This is a genomic window from Ruegeria sp. SAZD013 (assembly GCF_059612525.1).
On the sequence record NZ_JBXWQT010000037.1, the window covers coordinates 184,019 to 201,101 of the forward strand.

Consider the following 17,083-nt stretch of genomic DNA (forward strand, 5'->3'; position numbering starts at 1 on the left):
CATGAAATTAAAATCGCTTCTGACAACTGCCGCGATAGCGCTTGGTCTTGCGACCGGTGCAGTGGCACAAGACAAAACCAAGGTCGGTTTTGTTTATGTCGGCCCTGTCGGCGACGGCGGCTGGACCTATGAACACAACAAAGGCCGTTTGGCGATCGAAGAAGAGTTCGGCGACAAGGTCGAGACTGTATTCGTTGAATCAGTACCCGAAGGCCCCGACGCCGAGCGCGTGATGACCCAGATGGCGCTGGAAGGCGCGGATCTGATCTTTACCACCTCGTTCGGCTATATGGATCCAACCATCAATGTGGCCAAGAAATTCCCGAACGTGAAGTTCGAGCACGCGACCGGCTACAAGACCGCCGACAACGTCTCGGTCTATTCAGCGCGTTTCTACGAAGGCCGCGCGGTTCAGGGGCATATCGCGGGTAGAATGACCGAATCGAACATCATCGGCTATATCGGGTCCTACCCGATCCCCGAGGTGATCCGCGGTATCAACTCGGCCTATATCCACGCCAAGAAAGCGAACCCGGATGTACAGTTCAAGATCGTCTGGGCCTATACATGGTTCGACCCGGCGAAAGAGGCTGACGCTGCATCGGTTCTGATCGAACAGGGCGCCGACGTGATCCTGCAGCACACTGACTCGACCGCACCGCAGGCCGCCGCACAAGAGGCGGGCAACGTGATCACCTTCGGTCAGGCTTCGGATATGAGCGAATACGCCCCCAAACCGCGTGTTTCCTCGATCATCGACAACTGGGGACCCTATTACATTGCGCGCACGCGAGCCGTGATGGACGGCACCTGGGCCTCGTCCAACACCTGGGACGGAATCGGGCCGGGCATGGTAGAAATCGGTGAGATTTCGGATGCAGTTCCCGCGGACATCAAGGAAGAGGCAGTGGCCCTGAAAGCCGCGCTGGCCGATGGCAGCTATCATGCCTTTACCGGACCGCTGAAAAAGCAGGACGGCAGCGACTGGCTGGCCGAGGGCGAAGTGGCCGACGACGGTACTCTGGCCGGTATGAACTTCTATGTCGAAGGGCTGGAAGGCGATATCCCGCAATAAACGGCGCGGATAGAAATGCATAAAGGCCCGCAGGATTGCGGGCCTTTTTTGTGGCGTTTTCGTTTCGGTCACATTACCGGATGACCGGGATGCTACGGCCGCGACGAGCCACAGAAACTTTAGACTCTGCCCTGCGTTCGCCACCCGATCAGGCTGAGACACGCAAAAACGATCGCGGCAACGCAGACAATCGAGGGCCCTGCCGGAGTGTCGAATACATACGCAGCCCTTAGCCCTGTGATGGCCGAAAGCGCACCTATTCCCGCAGCAATCAGGGCCATGGATTCTGGTGACCGTGCCAGGTTTCGCGCAGCAGCCGCCGGAATAATCAGCATCGCGGCGATCAGCAACACGCCCACAACCTTGATCGCCACCGCTACGGTCACAGCAAGTGACAGGGTCAGGATCAGTTGTTCTCGCCTTGGATCGAAGCCGCTGGCATAGGCCAGTTCTTCGTTCAGTGTCGCGGTCAGAAGTTGCGACCAACGCCAGACAATCAGAGCCACGACAAGCGCCGCACCGCCCCAGATCACGACCAGATCAGAACGGGAGACCGCCAGAATATCCCCAAACAGATACGCCATCAGGTCAATCCGGACACCGGACAGGAATGAAACTGCAACCAGCCCGAAGGCCAGCGCAGAATGCGCCAGCACCCCCAGCAGCGTGTCCATCGCATAACCGCGACCGGCCAAAAGCGAAACGGTCAGCGCCATGACCAAAGCGATAGCCAGCGCGCCCGTGAAGATCGACATCTGAAACGTCAGGGACAGGGCCACGCCCAGAATTGCGGCATGCGCGGTCGCGTCGCCGAAATACGCCATGCGACGCCACACGACAAAACATCCAAGGGGGGCCGCCGCAAACGCCACGCCAATACCGGCGAGCGTTGCCCGCATCATGAAATCATCCAGCATTATTCCGCCGCTTCCTGTGGGTTCGCATCATGATCATGATCATGATCATGATGGTGATCATGTTCATGACGATAAAGGGCAAGCGCACCGCCTGTTCCGGTTCCGAACAAGGCCCGATACTCTGGTGCCGAGGCGACCACGGCCGGCGATCCTTCGCAACAGACATGCCCATTGAGGCATATCACCCGGTCCGACGCGCTCATGACCACGTGCAGTTCGTGGCTGATCATCAGAATGGCGCATCCGGACTCGCGTCGGACTGCCTCGATCTGCTGGTAAAAGCTAGCCGATCCCCGTTGGTCCAACCCCTGTGTCGCTTCGTCCAGCAACAAGATGTCCGGGTGGTTGATCAAGGCTCTGGCCAACAGCACCCGCTGGAACTGTCCGCCGGACAGCTGCGACATCTGGCGTTTCAACAGATCCGGCACACCCGCGGATTCAAGCGCCTCGACACATTGCCTGCGCGACACAGGATCGGTCAGACGCATGAACCTTTCGACGGAAATTGGCAAAGTCGGATCGACATGCAGCTTCTGCGGCACATATCCGATTTTCAATCCGGGCTTCAGTGACACGTGACCGGCGGAAGGCCGTGTCGCACCGATAATGGCCCGCAGCAGGCTGGTCTTGCCTGATCCGTTCGGGCCAACGATGGTCACGATTTCACCCGGTTCAACGACCATATCCACATGATGCAGCACGGTATGCGCGCCATAGCGGACGCTGAGTTTCTCGACAGTGATTAGGGCCATCTTTATGCCTTTTCGGTGCAGTCAGGGCAGAGACCTTCAGCCTCTACAACCGTTCGCTCGATCTCGAAACCTGCCGCGCGCGCGGCAGCGCCAAGAACACCTTTGGAGGGGGCGGACTGCGCCTCGGCTACGGCATCACATTTTCGGCAGATCATGAAAGCAGGTGAATGCGCCGCGCCGGGATGAGAGCAGGCGACAAACGCGTTCAGCCGCTCGATCTTGTGGACAAAGCCGTTCTGTACAAGAAACTCCAACGCCCGATAAGCGACCGGAGGCTGGGACCCGAATCCTTCGTCGCGCAACCGATCAAGGATTGCGTAGGCGCCAAGGGCGCGATGTTCCTGCAACAACATCTCAAGAACCTTGCGGCGAACCGGCGTCAGACGCAGCCCTTCCTCTTTGCACCGGGCTTCGGCAGATGCCAGGGCCGTTGCGACACAGCTCTGGTGGTCATGTTCCTGAAACCCGACCGGGGCGGTGTCTTTGCCAGGTACTGGGTGCACATCACTTGTCATGTTATTTCATATCATGTATTGCCACTTGAAATGTTATAAAATCACACAGAGAGCTCTATGTCCAGAACGCTTCTTCTTCCATTGTCGATCACAGTTGCATTGCTGGGTGGACCGGCCCGCGCAGATGCGCCAAACGTTGCCGCGGACATTGCCCCGGTTCATTCGCTGGTGGCCCGTGTAATGGAGGGTGTGGGAACACCTGCCCTGATCGTCGCACCAGGTGCCTCGCCCCATGAATACAATCTGCGCCCGTCCGAGGCAGCCGCGTTGCAAAACGCCGATCTGGTGTTCTGGGTAGGAGAAGACCTGACGCCATGGTTGGAAAGCGCGATAGAAACCCTTGCCCAAGGCGCGACTGCCACTGCCCTATTGGACGCAAAGGGCACGGAGCTTCTTGAGTTCCGGGAAGACACATTATTTGAGGCGCATGATCACGCGGACGATGCGGGTCACGAAGACCATGACGACCATGACGATCACGAAGGCCATGATGATCATAACGATCATGATTCTCATGACCCACATGCCTGGTTGTCGCCAACGAATGCCATAGCCTGGCTGAACCTGATCGCAGATCAAATGTCGTCAGCGGATCCCGACAATGCCGCTGCGTATTTGGCAAACGCCGAAGCGGCGCGCGAAGAAATGACCGCGCTTTCCGCAGAAGTGGCAGGGTTGCTTGAACCGGTTCGCGGCGGCAGCTTCATCGTGTTTCATGATGCTTACCAGTATTTCGAGGTCGCGTTTGGTTTCCCGGCATCAGGCGCGATTTCCCTGAGCGATGCGTCCGACCCAAGCCCCGCGCGTATTGCCGCCATTCAAGGTCGCATTCGCGCTGAAGGCATCAACTGCGTATTATCTGAACCACAGTTCAATCCGGGCATCGTCGAAACCGTATTGGACGGAACCTCGGCGCGATCCGGTGTGATCGATCCACTGGGCTCGGCTCTGGAACCGGGGCCGTCTCTGTACCCGCAAGTCATTCGTAACATGGCGCAAACCCTGTCGGAGTGTTTGAAAACCCGTTGAACCGGGACTGGGATCGGGACGCGGGAACCTGCCGGGGTGCACCCAAAAAGGCCAAGTCCCGGCCCGCGCATCAGGTTTCGAACATTGGAGAAGCGCATCAGACCATGGTCTGTAGCGCGTCAAGCAATTGTCGTTCATAGTCGATTGCGAAATGAGACCCAAAATTTCTGACCTGACAATTGGCAACTGGTCTTTGTCGCGCGTTTTTCTCGCGGCCAGCATAGTCGTAATGGGGACTGCTACGGTGTTTGTTGGTCACTGGGTGTCGAACCGGATCGAAAACGCGGTTGTACAGAACTCCGCCAACTCGGCCGCACTGTACATGGAAAGCATTCTGTCTCCTCTCAGCCAGGAGCTGGCGCATGGAGATCGACTGTCCGAACAGGCCAGCCGGGCGCTGGACGAGATTTTCATGACCCAGCCGATGCGCGAACGCATTGCCTCGTACAAGTTCTGGAAACAGGATGGCGAGATTGCATACGCATCGGATTCCGCCATCATCGGTCGTCGGTTCGAGCCGACAGATGACCTGAAACGCGCATGGGCTGGAGAAATCTCGGGCTCATTTGAAGAGCTGGACGACGAAGAAAGCGCGGCAGAGGCTGCGCTTGGCATTCCATTGCTGGAAGTCTACAGCCCTATTCGCGAAATCTGGTCGGGAAGAGTAATCGCGGTCGCCGAGTTCTATGAAAAAGCCGATCAGTTGGAACTGGACATGGCCAGAGCCAGAGGAACAAGCTGGTTGATCGTTGGCTCGGCCTTTGCGGCAAGCACGGTTGTTCTGTTTTCCATTGTCGCAATCGGCGACAACACCATTCGACGGCAGGGGCGCCTTCTGAACGACCGCCTTGTCGAAAGCGAAAAGATGGCCGCGCAGAATGCCATGCTGCGGTCGCGCGTCATTGATGCATCGGAAAGATACGCCGCGCAAACAGACAGGTTCCTCAGGAAACTCGGCGCGGAACTGCACGACGGCCCCGCCCAATACCTGTCGCTCGCTGCCCTTCGACTGGAGGCCGCATTCGGCGACAGGCCGGAGATGCCCACCGAGGCCGAAGAAATTCAGCAATCTTTGCAGAAGTCTTTGGCAGAAATTCGCGCTCTTTCTCGGGGATTGTTCGCGCCGGACATCGAAAACCTGGCGCTCGTTGATGTCGTGAAAAGAGCTGTCGAGGACCATTCCGAGCACAGCCCTTTTCGCCCCGGTATTTCCTTTCAGGGCAATCCGTCGCCTGATTTGTCAATCTCGGGCAAGTTGTGCGTTTTCCGGTTCCTGCAGGAAACGATTTCCAATGCCGCAAGATATGCGCCCACGTCCCGATGCATTGTCACCTGCGACGTACATGATGATCGCATCACCGTTCAGGTCAGCGACGACGGCCCCGGGTTCGATCCGTCAGGCGAGACTGTGCTGCGAGACGACGGGGGCCAGGGCCTTGTCGGTTTGCGTGACAGGGTCGAAAGCATCGGTGGCCGGTTCGTGGTGACGTCAACCCCGGGCAAGGGCACCACCGTTGCTATGACATTGTTTCCCAGAAAAATGAGTGCATCATGACAACATCCGTCGTTATCGCAGATGATCACCCGATTTTCCGGGACGGTTTGCACCGGACATTAGAAGAGGCTGACGGTTTCAAGGTTCTCGCCGCCGGATCAAATGCGGATGAGGCCGTTTCTCTTGTCCGAACCCATCAACCAGACATCGCCATCCTCGACCTGTCGATGCCCGGTGGCGGCATTAGCGCGACCCGTCGAATTGCTGAAATGGCGAACCCGCCTTTCATCGCGATATTGACGGTCTCTGAAAACAGCAGTGACGTCGCAGACGCTTTGGAGGCGGGTGCCATTGGCTACATCGTCAAGGGCGTGACAGCGCGCGAATTGACAGATTCGCTGCGCAGTATCGCCTCGGGCGAAGGGTTCGTCTCGCCGGGTCTGGCTTCGCGCATGCTACTTCAGATCAATTGCGGAAGTGGGCCGCAGAAAGAAACTGACGCCATCGATGATCTTACCCATCGCGAGGAGGAGATTCTTCGGCGCGTCGCCAAAGGGCTGAGCAATCGGGAAATAGCCGATGAGTTGGGGATTCAAGAGAAAACCGTCAAGCATTACATGACGGCGATCCTGTCCAAGCTCCATGCGCGGAACCGGGTGGAGGCCGCTCTCATCGCGCATGAGGCCTGGAACAAGAAAGACTAGGGTCAGGCGCTCAAAGACCGGGGCGGTCTCTCAAGAAAAGAAACCGCCCCGCACAATGGTCAAAGTTCGTTGTTCAGTTGGCAATCGCCTGAAGTCTGCTGCGATCCGCCGCGGTTGCGGTTCTTTCAACAACGGTCCGGTTGAACGGGTCTTTCAGTTCGTAACGTCCGCCCTCGATCTCTTCTTTCCAGCCGTTTGCGTAACTAACTTCGATATTGTTGCCCTGAATTTCGATTTTTGCCGGGTTACTTCCAGCACCGCCGCTCTGCCCTGGCGAGCGCACACTATCGATTGAGATACCGTTTGCCAGTGACCGAAGGCGCGAAACGTCGGCACCGGTGGCCGGTCGTTCCTCGACGGTTCGGTTCTGCGCGTTCTTTCTTTCGTACCGACCGTTTTCGATCTCTTCTTTGGTGCCGTCAGCATAGCGTACTTCGATGCCGCTCGCGCTTGTCTCGACCTTTGTTATTCCAGCCGATCCCGATGACCGCCCCCCAGACTGAGACCGGTCCTTCTTATCCCCGCCCCGACCCGAGCGTGACGATCCATCGTCATCGTCATCATCGTCATCATCATCGTCGTGACCACCTTTACCCGATCCGGAATTGTCGTCGCTATCTCCGCCGCTGCCCGACCCGGAATTGCTGTCATGATCATCATCCCCGCCGTTGCCGTCACTCCCCTTCCCGCTTTTTGCAAACGCGTAAGCAGGTTCCAACCGCAAATGACCGTCTGCGTCAAAGGTCGGCACATAGGGTGTCATCACAATCAGCGACGCCAGCGCTGCCGAGCTCAGAAGCTGACCAGTTCTTTTCCGGGTATTCATTATCGTCTCCAATCCTGTTCGAGGCGTTTTCCTGCATTGGAGGCAGGATATCCCAGTCCCGGCTTCGCTACATCGGGCTTAGGTCTGATGATTTTCCGGCCGAATGTCCGGACCGGAGAAGCTAAGAATTACAATTCCCGAAACTCAACCTGATCCAACACTCCTATTTTGGCTTTGAGCAACGAGGGACCGCATGTCGGTGCCGACAGCACTGACGGTGGAGGCGGGTTGGTTTTCATGATGGGGTAAGAGTCGGCTTGAGGAAGCGTCAGAATGGGTGCGCTTTGATAGCTGATCTTTGCTCTCTGGCGTAGCACCGCTGTAGCACCGGGCGAGGATGCCCCACGCGCAGAAATCGCCCTGCTGGACGCTAGCGTATTGTTTTTATGTAGGTAATTTTGGTTGCGGGAGTAGGATTTGGCCTTTATCGAACATCAATTAGGCACATCCCTAACAAACCAATTTGAAGTAGATTTCTGGACGCACAGATTTACTGCTTTAGACGCTTGACCAATTTGGGCAGGAGGCTGTCATTCGCTGCAGTCTGCGCTAAGGTCCGTTCCGCGCAAACTATGCGGTGGCAACTTCTGTCATAGTATTGACTGTTCGAACGGCCATCGCGTTCTTCCTGTCGGCAGTCTTTCAGCTTTGATGCAACCATCAGAGAGATGCTACCTTGTGTATGCGCTTTGGCGTCGTAGCGACCGCACACCCAAGCTCAGCACGGAGAATCTACGTTTTCTTCAAGGCACGATGGGCTAGGGTACAATTCTGCAGCAGAAAAGCAGCTCGGAGTCTGCCACTGAGATCCGAAGAGCTTTACGCCCGGCTTTCATTCGTCAACAAAAGTGTGCGCTTCTGACAAACCCTTGGTAACGGCTTCGACAAGAACCGTGTTCATACTATGCGATTCCAGCCATGCTTTGGGGTCCTCGTAGAGAAGCGGGTCGAGCTCAGCCAGTCTATTGAGAGCAACTCGTGCGGCTGTTTCGTTTGAGAGTTTGCTGTAAGCGATGGCAAGCAAAGCCTGGCCAAAGGACCAGCCATCAGTGGAGGCGTGTTCCGCATCTATGGCCAGTTCCTCCCATTCCTCTCTAAGCAGATGGTCCGCGGCCAGCAGGTGAAAGTAGAACGGCGGTGGCGCAACAGAGCGGTCTATCGCGCGATGCATAATTGGAACTCCCTCGTCGAAGCGACCTGCTATTCCATAGCGGATCGCTAGATTGGCCAGTGCGGCTGGATCGTTGGGGTTAACTTCCACGGCTCTTTGTGCAAACTCGATCGAGCGCTCCATATCACCCGCGTATTGCTCAACATGGGACATCGCCTGAAGCGCGTCAGTATCCCGTGGATCCAAGTCGATAGCGCGTGCCGCTGCCTCTTTGGCAAGGGCAAAGGCCGCGTCCCTTGAAAGCACTTTCTCATGACCGAACCGGGCAGCATCATTGCGCAGGTAGGCCAGCATTGCCCATGCGCGAACGTATTCCGGGTCCTCGCGAACGGTCGCTTCCAGACAATCCCGCGCAGCCTGATATTGATCTCGATGGTATGTTCTGCGGTAAATCTGTGCACTCGCGACACACGCAAACCCTCGCAGTGTTGGGTCGTTTCGATCCACAAGTCTGTCAGTGCGAACATCGCGGAGCGCATATCCGTATTGCTGCCCTATTGTCGAAGCGATCTGCGCAGAAATCGTGTCCTGAATTTCGGTTATGCTCTGGCCATTGGTGCCCTCGGCATAGCGCTCGCTCCATAAGACTTCGAAATCATCCCGCCGCACAAGGTTGGTTCGGATAAGTAACTCGCCGCCATCGCGCCAAACGTCGCCGGTCACTGTAAACTCAGCGGTTGGCTGATGGATTTCGAACGACGTGGTCCCCGAGCCCTGCGCGACTTGAGCAGATGCAATATGCACTGCAAGATCCGGAAACTTGATCAAATCCGCAGCAAGCTCATTGGTCAGGCCCGAGGCGACAAGCGAAACAAGAGCGTCGTCCGTTCGAACTTCAAAATCCTCAACTAGAATGGAAACTTTTTTGTCGGGCCTCTCGGCTATTGCTGGTACAGGGCTATCAGGTCTTTCGTACCAGAAACCAAATCCGGCCAAAATGACTAGGCACATGACCACCAGCAAAGCCAGTCCCGTGTAGAACCTTGTATTAGGCTTCGACACTTGCTCGTGGTCGACAACCTCAGTCGCCCTGGGATGAACTGCCTCGGGCACAATCTGTTCTCGTGCGGAAAATTTCGGAATGTAATGACCTTTTGGAATACTAATGCGGATCGGGTCATTGCTACCTCGCCCAACATAGTAGTTGTCGAGATCCCTGCGCAGCTTTCGGGCTTCGAGCCGCACGACCGGGTCGGCTTGCTGATCAAAATCAGACCCACGCCCGAAGACCGCGATTGCGATAGTGGTCGCCTTCAGTTCGTTCTCGCGACCCGCCAAGGCTTCCTCGACAATGTATGCCAGCATCTCGCGACGCCGGGCACTGGACTGCAGTCCACTATAGTCAAGTATTCGTTCGAGTTGTCGACGTATGTCCTCTTCGGACATCTCCAAACGTGTCGGCCAATGACTGCTGGTCACTTTTGTCCTCACTGGTCCATAGAACCCTTAAGAAAAGAAAATAGAAGTAACAAGCCATCTGGCCATACTTTTTTTGGCCTGCGAACTGCATGTATACAACATGTAACAACGTTCTAATCCACGCCTTTTGATGCTGTGGTCCGGCAGGAGCACAACGGATAATGGACGCTTTTCTGGAAAATTTGATTGACAGGTACCCCGAGCAAGGTGAGCGGATCTTTGTTCAGTTTCGTGAGGACCCAGTATTCCGGTCAATCTGTGAAGAGATGGAAATAGCCGAACAAGCCATAATACGCTGGAAAAATCTTCCGCCTCGCGCGGCAGAATATGAACAGATTTTGAATGAGCTGAATATAGAATTTCGGGCGTATCTCACTTCTGATTGTCATCGGCAGACGAAAGATAATCAGGGCAGTTCGGCGGCATCAAATGGAGAATAATTAAGTGGGTTACGCGGAATGCAAATCTTCGGGCCGGACAGAGGACCGGATGCTCCTGTCAAGGCTGCGCAGATTGTCTGCTTTGGTAGCTCTCTTCACAGCTACCATTGCAACACATGCAAATGCTCAGGAAGACCTCAGCGAGATCAACAACGGAACCAACCCAACGCTGCTGACAACGCAGTTTGGCTTCCAGTATCAGTTCAACCAGATCAATTCCGACCTGAACACCGGCCTGTTCGAGGCCTTCTACACGCAACCTTTCGGTGAGGGTGGAAAACGGGCGTTCCGGATAACCGTCCCAGGCTCGGACAGCCCGTTCAACGCAAACCCCATCTACGGCGGAGAGCCAGGGGTTGAATTCACATTGGGCGACATAAGCGTAACCTACATTGACGTTTTCCACCTTACCGAAAAAAACGGGGCCGCTTTCACTTTTGAACTGTTTCTGAACACAGCGGAAACCGAAGCCGCCGGGTATGGGCAATTTGCCGGTGAAACCTCGGCCTTCTACGCTTGGTTTCTCAACAACGGAGCAATTTTCGCCCCAGCCTGGGTTCAAACATTCGGATTGGAGGGCGGGAATGATCAAGGCCAGAATGTAAACACGACCACGATCGACTTCTACTATGTTCCCAAGCTGAAGAATCCGCGTTTCTACCTGACATTCGATCCCGCAATCATCCACGATTGGGAAACAGACGCGACATTTGGCAGCCTGCAGGTGACTGCAGGCATGTTGACAGGCAAGGCATTTGGCGGCGATGGTCAAGTGTTCATCAAGCCTGGCATTCTCTTCGGCGGTGACAGACCGGCTGAGTGGTCTGTCCAGGTCGGATACAAGGTGCTGAATTTCTGATGCCGGTCCACTTTATTGCTGCCTGCCTACTTCAAACCCGCCCCACCTCCAGGCACTCGAAACAGTTCTACGCGGAGCAGAAATGGGCCGTTAGGGTCCCCCGTCTCAATTTGCAATTTTCACAGCGCGGCACAACTCCACCCCTGAACTACCCAGTGCAATCACAACGAAATTCGTCCAAAATCTGAAAATGAGGAAACCAATCATGTCCAACAAAATGTTGACCTATTTTCTCTGCACCACGCTCGCGGCAACTCCGGTCAGCGTTCTGGCACATGACGCCAACCATGCGGTCGTCCCAGCCGGCGTAATCGGCGAAATTGAAACCACCAACGTCAGAATGAAATTTGACAATGTCCTTATTCGAGGCGCGCAGATATTCAATGGCTGCGACGAGGAATTGTCAGAAGCCGACGTGCTGGTCTCTGGCCAGCTGATCCAGAAGATCGGCAGCGACATCCCGACACCGGAAGGCGCTTTCGAGATCGATGCCGAGGGTTATACGCTCATCCCAGGCCTGATCGACAACCACTGGCACGGGATCTTTGCCGAGGCCACCATCGCCCAATTGGCACTGACCGGCGAGGGGTACTGGAACCTTCTGGCCGCCAAGGCGCAGAACAACGCGCTTGCCCGCGGCTTCACCACGGTGCGTGATACTGCTGGCCCGATGTTCGACATCGCCAAGGCAACGAACGAGGGTCTGATCGACGGACCTCGTGTGTTTCCCTCGGGACCCGCGCTGTCGATCACAGCGGGCCATCAGGATTTTCGCATGACGCGAGATGTGCCGCAGGGCGCCGGCGAATTGCACTCCTTCGAGCGAGGCAACATGTTCTACATCACGGACGGCGTACCGGACGTTCTCAAGCGCACGCGCGAAAACCTCATGCAGGGTGCCACCCAGATCAAGCTGATGGCGGGCGGCGGTGTCACCTCGGCTTACGACCCGATCCACACCATCCAGTTCACCGATGAGGAATTCAAGGCTGCTGTCGAGGCGACAGAAGCCTGGGGCACCTATGTGACCACCCATGCGATCAATGACGAAGCGGTTCGACACTCCATCGAAAATGGCGCGCGCAGTGTTGAGCACGCGCATATGTCGACTCGCGAAACACTGCAGATGTTTAAGGACAACGATGTCTGGCTCAGCATGCAGCCATTCCTCGATGACGAAGACGCACCGGCCCTGAACGAGTTCCAGAAGGCCAAGTACAAGTTCGTCACCGACGGAACCGATTTCGTCTACCGCACCGCCAAGGAGTTGGGCCTGAAGATTGCCTTCGGTACTGACACGCTCTTCAGTGCGGACCTTGCGAAACGTCAGGGCGCGGTGCTGGCGAAGATGGAACGGTGGTTTACCCCCTACGAGACGCTGAAGATGGCCACCTGCGACAACGCCGAATTGCTTAAGATGTCGGGGCTGCTAACGCCCTATCCGCTCGGGCCGCTCGGCGTGATCGAGGAAGGTGCCTATGCAGACATGATCCTCGTCAACGGCAATCCGCTGGAGGACCTGCAACTGATCAGCGATGCGAAGGCGAATTTCGGCATGATCATGAAGGATGGCACCATATACAAGTTCGACATGGAGTGAGCATCATATCGCGTAGAACCGTGATTGCCTCTTTTTTGTCCTCGCGGCGTCGATCGCGGGGGCGCAGGATCAACCTGCCGGGCCCATTGTTATTACCAACGTCAACGTTTTCGACGGTTTGAATGAAGAACTGATCGATGGCGCCAATGTCGTGGTCTCTGGCAAATTGATTGCATAATTCACTACTGAGGAGGTCGCAGTCGCAGGGGGGGCAGGTCATCGACGGTGGTGGTCGCACGATGATCCCTGGCTTGACCTGAACCTCCCATACTGAACTGGTCCACCGTTATGCTTAGGAAACGGAGGACCACGAATGGCAAACAAGAGACCAAAGCCCGAAGAGATTGTCTTAAAGTTACGGCAGGTTGAAGTTCTGATAGGGCAAGGGATGTCCCGTCTTGATGCGATCAGGCAGATTGGTGTTGTTGAGCAAACCTATTACCGCTGGCGGAAGAAATGAGCCGTTGAAGGCGCCATTGGTTCGAGCACAATGGCGAGCGGCGACGAGAGGGGCTGAAAGTGCCAGTGAAACAACCGAAGAAAGGGCGGCTCTGGCTGAACCCTCTCGGGACATTGCTGCGCAATGCCCTGCCGGGCAGTGGATGGGTCTTGTGTTCGGCTTAGGCTGGAGTATAGCAAACACGTGTGGTCCTATGACTTTGTCCATTGCCGAACCGATGATGGCAAAGCTTTCCGGTCGTTGAACATCGTTGATGAGTACAGTCGGGAATGTTTGGCTATCAGGGTCGAGCGGAAGCTGAACTCAACCGATGTAATCGATGTCCTGACAGACCTGTTCATACTTCGCGGCGCGCCGAGTTTCATACGTTCAGATAACGGGCCGGAATTTGTCGCCCAGGCTGTCCGAGACTGGATCGCTCCCGTTGGCGCCAAGACAGCTTACGTCGAACTTGGCAGCCCGTGGGAGAACGGATACTTTGAAAGCTTCAACGGCAGGTTCAGAGACGAGCCGCTCCGGTCTTAGGTAGCAAATGCACCAAATTGCCATCTGGATGGCTGGCGAGATCTCGTGTGGAATGGCGGCATGTCGAAACCACTGATTGTTCACACGCTGACAGAGAAGCGGGCCGAGATACTGGGCCAGATTAAAGCATACGAGGCGCAGATCGCACATGCGAAGCACGATCTGGCGCATGTGAACGCGACAATTGAGCTGTTCGCCGCACCTGAACGGCGGCGTGCCCGGTACATTGTGAGCCATGGGTTCTTCGAGAAGGGCGAGATCGCGGATATCTGCGTCCGTCATCTTCGGGTCGATGCCGAGCTGACCACGCGAGAGCTTGCCAAGCGCGTAATGGTGGAGCGCAACCTGAACATCTCAGATACAGCGCTCAGAAACTCGGTGGTCTTCAAGGTCGTCCAGGCGCTGCGGCATGCCAAGCGACGAAAGCTCGTCAAGATGATCGAGAAGAAGAAAGGTTTGTGTGTCTGGGATGCCGGCGACGCCGTCACGTTGCGCGTCGTTGCCAATACCCCTTCCACGACCGGCTGACCGGCGACGCGAGCGCACCACTTATCAGGCAATCTGCCAGGCGGCCATTGCGCTCCTCCCGATGATCCTCGAGCCAAGCCGCATGAGCCGCGTATGCATCGAGATATCTTCCTTCGACCTTCAGATGTTGTCCGCCAATCATCCGTCTAAGCCGTGAGAAGAAGCTCTCAGCAAGGTTGGTATTAACTCCTCTGACGCTGTAACCCTCTGAATGATTGACTCTTTGCATGTCGAAGTCTGTTTCCAGAAGATCCCAGTACGCAACTTCATCGGCCGAGACAACGGTGTCTGGAGTGATCCTTTCCCTTGCAAAATCGACGCCTTGCGCCTCCCGAAGAAAGGTTCTCGTCACCGTTCGACCGCCCCGCTGGCGGAGTACGACAACGGCTGGAATCTGGCGGTCCGACGTATTCTACAATGGCCCAAGGCCGCTCTGCCTCTGGAAACGCGTCAGAATGTCATCACTTTTTCGGTGACCGCGATTCCGGCGCCATTCCAATCTGATCTTGCAAAGCTGATGCATCGTCTGTCCACACCAGACCCGCTGGCAGATGACGGTCAGAACAGAGCACTCCGACCTGCAACCCTGTCTCAATACCAAAGACAGTTGGTTCGGTTTGCCTCCGAAGTCGTTCATGCTGGTCTCCCGATCACGGAGATTGGAGGTTTGGAGATCCTGATCGATCCAGTGTTCGCGGAACGTGGTCTGCGCCAGATGTTAACGCGTACCAACAACCAGACCACAAAGATGATCAGCGAGATCGCCGCGTTGCTCCGCAACCTGGCCCGGATACTCAATGCACCCGAACACAGCCACACCATCAACATGTATTCCGGTCTTGAGGCACGGTCAGCAACACGTGCCTTCGCGGACCTGATAGACGCGAAGAAAGGGTGCCGCAAATGAGCCTGGTTCTACCTATCGCCAATTGGCCCGCGTCCGACCGGGATATGTGGGACAGGCTTCAGAAGGCGGCCGGACCGCTCGACGATTGCGGCGCCCTCGCTCATCTGCGCGCAACCTCATTTAAGACGCTGGAACTTCGCTATGCCCGATGGCTGCAATGGCTGATTACTAGTGATGTGGACTCAATAGCCCTGACTCCGCCACAACGCGCGACCCTGCCGCGCCTTTCCGCTTGGCTTCGGGACCTCTCACACACCCGACCGATGACCCGGTTGATGTTCATTGATGGCGTGTTGCGTATTCTGATCGGGCGGTCTCTGGTGCGTCCATGTTGCGTCCCGGGCTGCAAGCGCTCTTCAATGCAACTCAGGAAGGACGGGTTGATCTGATCTTGGCAGAGGCGCTGGATCGGTTGAGCCGGGACCAGGCAGACATCGCTGCGATTTTCAAACGCCTGAGCTTTGCAGGGGTCGGCATCATGACTCTGACCGAAGGCGAGATCAGTGAGTTGCATGTGGGTCTCAAGGGGACCATGAACCAACTGTTCCTCAAAGATCTGGCCGACAAAACTCGACGTGGTCTGCGCGGACGGGTCGAGCTTGGCCGTTCCGGCGGCGGCAACAGCTACGGTTACGACGTCGTCCGGCGTCTTGGGGCCGACGGCCAACCCGTCACGGGAGAACGAATGATCAATGCAGCAGAAGCTGAGATTGTCCGGCGGGTGTTTCAAGAGTTCTCCGATGGGCATTCTCCCAAAGCCATCGCGCGCCGCCTGAACGCCGAAGGTATTCCCGGTCCCCGTGGCAAGTTATGGCGTGACACGGCCATTCGAGGGCACCGAGTGCGTGGGACGGGCCTTCTCAACAATGAGCTCTACATCGGCCGCCTTGTTTGGAACCGGCTGCGCTACATCAAGGATCCGGAGACCGGCAGACGTGTGTCCCGTCTCAACGATCCCTCCAAATGTATCATCAGGGAAGTCCCTGAGTTGCGGATTGTCGGGGTTGAACTTTGGGAGGCGGTCAAGCAGCGGCAAGGCGAGATCGAATCCGACCCCCGCGTCAAAGCCATTAAGCAAACCCGGTTTTGGGAGAAGCGTCGCAAGAAGCACCTCCTGACAGGTCTTGTATTCTGCGGCACCTGCGGAGGGACACTCGCCACAGTCGGACGCGACTACCTTGCCTGCTCTGCCGCTCGCAAACTCGGTACTTGTTCCCATAAGCAATCCATTCGCCGCAATGTCCTGGAAGACGCCGTTTTGGATTTGCTTCGTCGTCGCCTGATGCAGCCCGACGCAGTGGCCGCTTTTATCAAATCCTTCAGCGAAGCCGCCAACGCAGAAGCAGGTACAGCGGAGGCAGCCCGGACCCGTCTACAATCCGAGCGGGACAAAGCTGCACGCAAACTGAATGGGTTCTATGATGCAATCGCGGAGGGCATTCGTGCCCCCGGCCTTCAAACGCGGCTCGAAGAACTCGAAGCGCAGATCGCCGATCTGGATGCCAAGCTCTCCGGACCTAAGCCTTCACCGGTGCGACTGCACCCAAATCTGTCGGAACTTTATCGCTCCAAGGTCGCAGATCTGGAACAGGCGCTATCGGATCCTTCGATCCGCACCGGGGCTTTGGAGATCATCCGGGGCCTTATCGAACGTGTCACGGTCGAGCACACCAACGAGGGCGTTCAGATCGAACTGGAAGGGGCACTTTCAGCGATGATTGGTCTGGCCCAGAACGAACAAAGCCGCCCTGAGGCGGCTTGTTCGAGACTCTGTTCGACCCAAGTGGTTGCGGGAGTAGGATTTGAACCTACGACCTTCAGGTTATGAGCCTGACGAGCTACCGGGCTGCTCCATCCCGCG

General features: G+C 56.4%; 17 protein-coding genes, 1 tRNA gene and 1 pseudogene. 12 read left to right on the forward strand and 7 right to left on the reverse strand.

Annotation, left to right across the window (positions count from 1 at the left end):
- Position 1: 1 nt before the first annotated feature.
- Positions 2-1,075, forward strand: coding sequence for a BMP family ABC transporter substrate-binding protein (locus AC2FLU_RS18505; protein ID WP_496809381.1), 1,074 nt, complete (start codon positions 2-4; stop codon positions 1,073-1,075).
- 119 nt (positions 1,076-1,194) lie between these two features.
- Here AC2FLU_RS18505 and AC2FLU_RS18510 read toward each other — a convergent pair whose 3' ends face one another.
- The 3 genes from AC2FLU_RS18510 to AC2FLU_RS18520 are packed head-to-tail and all read right to left on the reverse strand — an operon-like array spanning position 1,195 to position 3,259.
- Positions 1,195-1,992 carry a metal ABC transporter permease gene (locus AC2FLU_RS18510; protein WP_480555510.1) on the reverse strand — a complete coding sequence of 266 codons (798 nt, stop codon included), beginning with the start codon at positions 1,990-1,992 and terminating at the stop codon, positions 1,195-1,197.
- Positions 1,992-2,744, reverse strand: a complete 753-nt coding sequence (locus tag AC2FLU_RS18515) for a metal ABC transporter ATP-binding protein (RefSeq protein WP_496715788.1) — start codon at positions 2,742-2,744, stop codon at positions 1,992-1,994. Before AC2FLU_RS18515 ends, AC2FLU_RS18510 begins: the two co-directional genes overlap by 1 nt.
- 2 nt (positions 2,745-2,746) lie before the next feature.
- Positions 2,747-3,259 (reverse strand): Fur family transcriptional regulator, encoded by a 513-nt coding sequence (locus AC2FLU_RS18520; protein ID WP_480475370.1) that lies wholly within the window; start codon positions 3,257-3,259, stop codon positions 2,747-2,749.
- Positions 3,260-3,316: 57 nt separating this feature from the next.
- Here AC2FLU_RS18520 and AC2FLU_RS18525 point away from each other — a divergent pair, with 57 nt between their 5' ends.
- The 3 genes from AC2FLU_RS18525 to AC2FLU_RS18535 all read left to right on the forward strand — a co-directional run bounded on the left by AC2FLU_RS18525 (position 3,317) and on the right by AC2FLU_RS18535 (position 6,487).
- A complete protein-coding gene (locus AC2FLU_RS18525) occupies positions 3,317-4,288 on the forward strand; it encodes a zinc ABC transporter substrate-binding protein (RefSeq protein WP_496809382.1) in 972 nt (323 codons plus the stop codon).
- 151 nt (positions 4,289-4,439) lie between these two features.
- Positions 4,440-5,843: a sensor histidine kinase gene (locus AC2FLU_RS18530; RefSeq protein ID WP_496812074.1), complete on the forward strand. Its 1,404-nt coding sequence runs from the start codon at positions 4,440-4,442 to the stop codon at positions 5,841-5,843.
- A complete protein-coding gene (locus AC2FLU_RS18535) occupies positions 5,840-6,487 on the forward strand; it encodes a response regulator (protein ID WP_496809384.1) in 648 nt (215 codons plus the stop codon). Before AC2FLU_RS18530 ends, AC2FLU_RS18535 begins: the two co-directional genes overlap by 4 nt.
- Before the next feature lie 73 nt (positions 6,488-6,560).
- Here the strand turns inward: AC2FLU_RS18535 and AC2FLU_RS18540 are convergent, their stop codons facing one another.
- Together AC2FLU_RS18540 and AC2FLU_RS18545 are read right to left on the reverse strand one after the other, a co-directional pair.
- Positions 6,561-7,313: a hypothetical protein gene (locus AC2FLU_RS18540; RefSeq protein ID WP_480519223.1), complete on the reverse strand. Its 753-nt coding sequence runs from the start codon at positions 7,311-7,313 to the stop codon at positions 6,561-6,563.
- Between the two features lie 832 nt (positions 7,314-8,145).
- Positions 8,146-9,789, reverse strand: coding sequence for a hypothetical protein (locus AC2FLU_RS18545; protein WP_496716302.1), 1,644 nt, complete (start codon positions 9,787-9,789; stop codon positions 8,146-8,148).
- A gap of 275 nt (positions 9,790-10,064) precedes the next feature.
- Here AC2FLU_RS18545 and AC2FLU_RS18550 point away from each other — a divergent pair, with 275 nt between their 5' ends.
- From AC2FLU_RS18550 to AC2FLU_RS18575, 6 genes and pseudogenes are all read left to right on the forward strand, one after another.
- Positions 10,065-10,343, forward strand: coding sequence for a hypothetical protein (locus AC2FLU_RS18550; protein WP_480556037.1), 279 nt, complete (start codon positions 10,065-10,067; stop codon positions 10,341-10,343).
- A gap of 49 nt (positions 10,344-10,392) precedes the next feature.
- Complete coding sequence (locus AC2FLU_RS18555; RefSeq protein ID WP_480556038.1) at positions 10,393-11,202, forward strand: hypothetical protein; 810 nt, start codon at positions 10,393-10,395, stop codon at positions 11,200-11,202.
- Between the two features lie 205 nt (positions 11,203-11,407).
- Positions 11,408-12,802 (forward strand): metal-dependent hydrolase family protein, encoded by a 1,395-nt coding sequence (locus AC2FLU_RS18560; protein WP_496716303.1) that lies wholly within the window; start codon positions 11,408-11,410, stop codon positions 12,800-12,802.
- Positions 12,803-13,115: 313 nt separating this feature from the next.
- Positions 13,116-13,262 (forward strand): hypothetical protein, encoded by a 147-nt coding sequence (locus tag AC2FLU_RS18565; protein ID WP_480519233.1) that lies wholly within the window; start codon positions 13,116-13,118, stop codon positions 13,260-13,262.
- 41 nt (positions 13,263-13,303) lie between these two features.
- Positions 13,304-13,778: pseudogene (locus tag AC2FLU_RS18570) on the forward strand (DDE-type integrase/transposase/recombinase); the annotation flags it as partial.
- Between the two features lie 69 nt (positions 13,779-13,847).
- Positions 13,848-14,315, forward strand: a complete 468-nt coding sequence (locus AC2FLU_RS18575; protein WP_480519235.1) for a hypothetical protein — start codon at positions 13,848-13,850, stop codon at positions 14,313-14,315.
- Here AC2FLU_RS18575 and AC2FLU_RS18580 read toward each other — a convergent pair.
- Positions 14,272-14,667, reverse strand: a complete 396-nt coding sequence (locus AC2FLU_RS18580; protein ID WP_496809385.1) for a transposase — start codon at positions 14,665-14,667, stop codon at positions 14,272-14,274. The two genes, AC2FLU_RS18575 and AC2FLU_RS18580, sit on opposite strands and share 44 nt — an antisense overlap.
- Here AC2FLU_RS18580 and AC2FLU_RS18585 point away from each other — a divergent pair.
- Both AC2FLU_RS18585 and AC2FLU_RS18590 read left to right on the forward strand, forming a co-directional pair.
- Positions 14,638-15,222 carry a hypothetical protein gene (locus AC2FLU_RS18585; protein WP_496716306.1) on the forward strand — a complete coding sequence of 195 codons (585 nt, stop codon included), beginning with the start codon at positions 14,638-14,640 and terminating at the stop codon, positions 15,220-15,222. The two genes, AC2FLU_RS18580 and AC2FLU_RS18585, sit on opposite strands and share 30 nt — an antisense overlap.
- A 328-nt stretch (positions 15,223-15,550) precedes the next feature.
- Complete coding sequence (locus AC2FLU_RS18590) at positions 15,551-17,050, forward strand: recombinase family protein (protein ID WP_496812075.1); 1,500 nt, start codon at positions 15,551-15,553, stop codon at positions 17,048-17,050.
- Here the strand turns inward: AC2FLU_RS18590 and AC2FLU_RS18595 are convergent.
- Positions 17,007-17,083 (reverse strand) — tRNA-Met (locus AC2FLU_RS18595). The two genes, AC2FLU_RS18590 and AC2FLU_RS18595, sit on opposite strands and share 44 nt — an antisense overlap.

Coding starts and splice junctions, on each gene's coding strand:
- AC2FLU_RS18505 (WP_496809381.1), top strand. CDS start 2: ATGAAATTAAAATCGCTTCTGACAACTGCCGCGATAGCGCTTGGTCTT.
- AC2FLU_RS18510 (WP_480555510.1), bottom strand. CDS start 1,992: ATGCTGGATGATTTCATGATGCGGGCAACGCTCGCCGGTATTGGCGTG.
- AC2FLU_RS18515 (WP_496715788.1), bottom strand. CDS start 2,744: ATGGCCCTAATCACTGTCGAGAAACTCAGCGTCCGCTATGGCGCGCAT.
- AC2FLU_RS18520 (WP_480475370.1), bottom strand. CDS start 3,259: ATGACAAGTGATGTGCACCCAGTACCTGGCAAAGACACCGCCCCGGTC.
- AC2FLU_RS18525 (WP_496809382.1), top strand. CDS start 3,317: ATGTCCAGAACGCTTCTTCTTCCATTGTCGATCACAGTTGCATTGCTG.
- AC2FLU_RS18530 (WP_496812074.1), top strand. CDS start 4,440: ATGAGACCCAAAATTTCTGACCTGACAATTGGCAACTGGTCTTTGTCG.
- AC2FLU_RS18535 (WP_496809384.1), top strand. CDS start 5,840: ATGACAACATCCGTCGTTATCGCAGATGATCACCCGATTTTCCGGGAC.
- AC2FLU_RS18540 (WP_480519223.1), bottom strand. CDS start 7,313: ATGAATACCCGGAAAAGAACTGGTCAGCTTCTGAGCTCGGCAGCGCTG.
- AC2FLU_RS18545 (WP_496716302.1), bottom strand. CDS start 9,789: ATGCTGGCATACATTGTCGAGGAAGCCTTGGCGGGTCGCGAGAACGAA.
- AC2FLU_RS18550 (WP_480556037.1), top strand. CDS start 10,065: ATGGACGCTTTTCTGGAAAATTTGATTGACAGGTACCCCGAGCAAGGT.
- AC2FLU_RS18555 (WP_480556038.1), top strand. CDS start 10,393: ATGCTCCTGTCAAGGCTGCGCAGATTGTCTGCTTTGGTAGCTCTCTTC.
- AC2FLU_RS18560 (WP_496716303.1), top strand. CDS start 11,408: ATGTCCAACAAAATGTTGACCTATTTTCTCTGCACCACGCTCGCGGCA.
- AC2FLU_RS18565 (WP_480519233.1), top strand. CDS start 13,116: ATGGCAAACAAGAGACCAAAGCCCGAAGAGATTGTCTTAAAGTTACGG.
- AC2FLU_RS18575 (WP_480519235.1), top strand. CDS start 13,848: ATGTCGAAACCACTGATTGTTCACACGCTGACAGAGAAGCGGGCCGAG.
- AC2FLU_RS18590 (WP_496812075.1), top strand. CDS start 15,551: ATGTTGCGTCCCGGGCTGCAAGCGCTCTTCAATGCAACTCAGGAAGGA.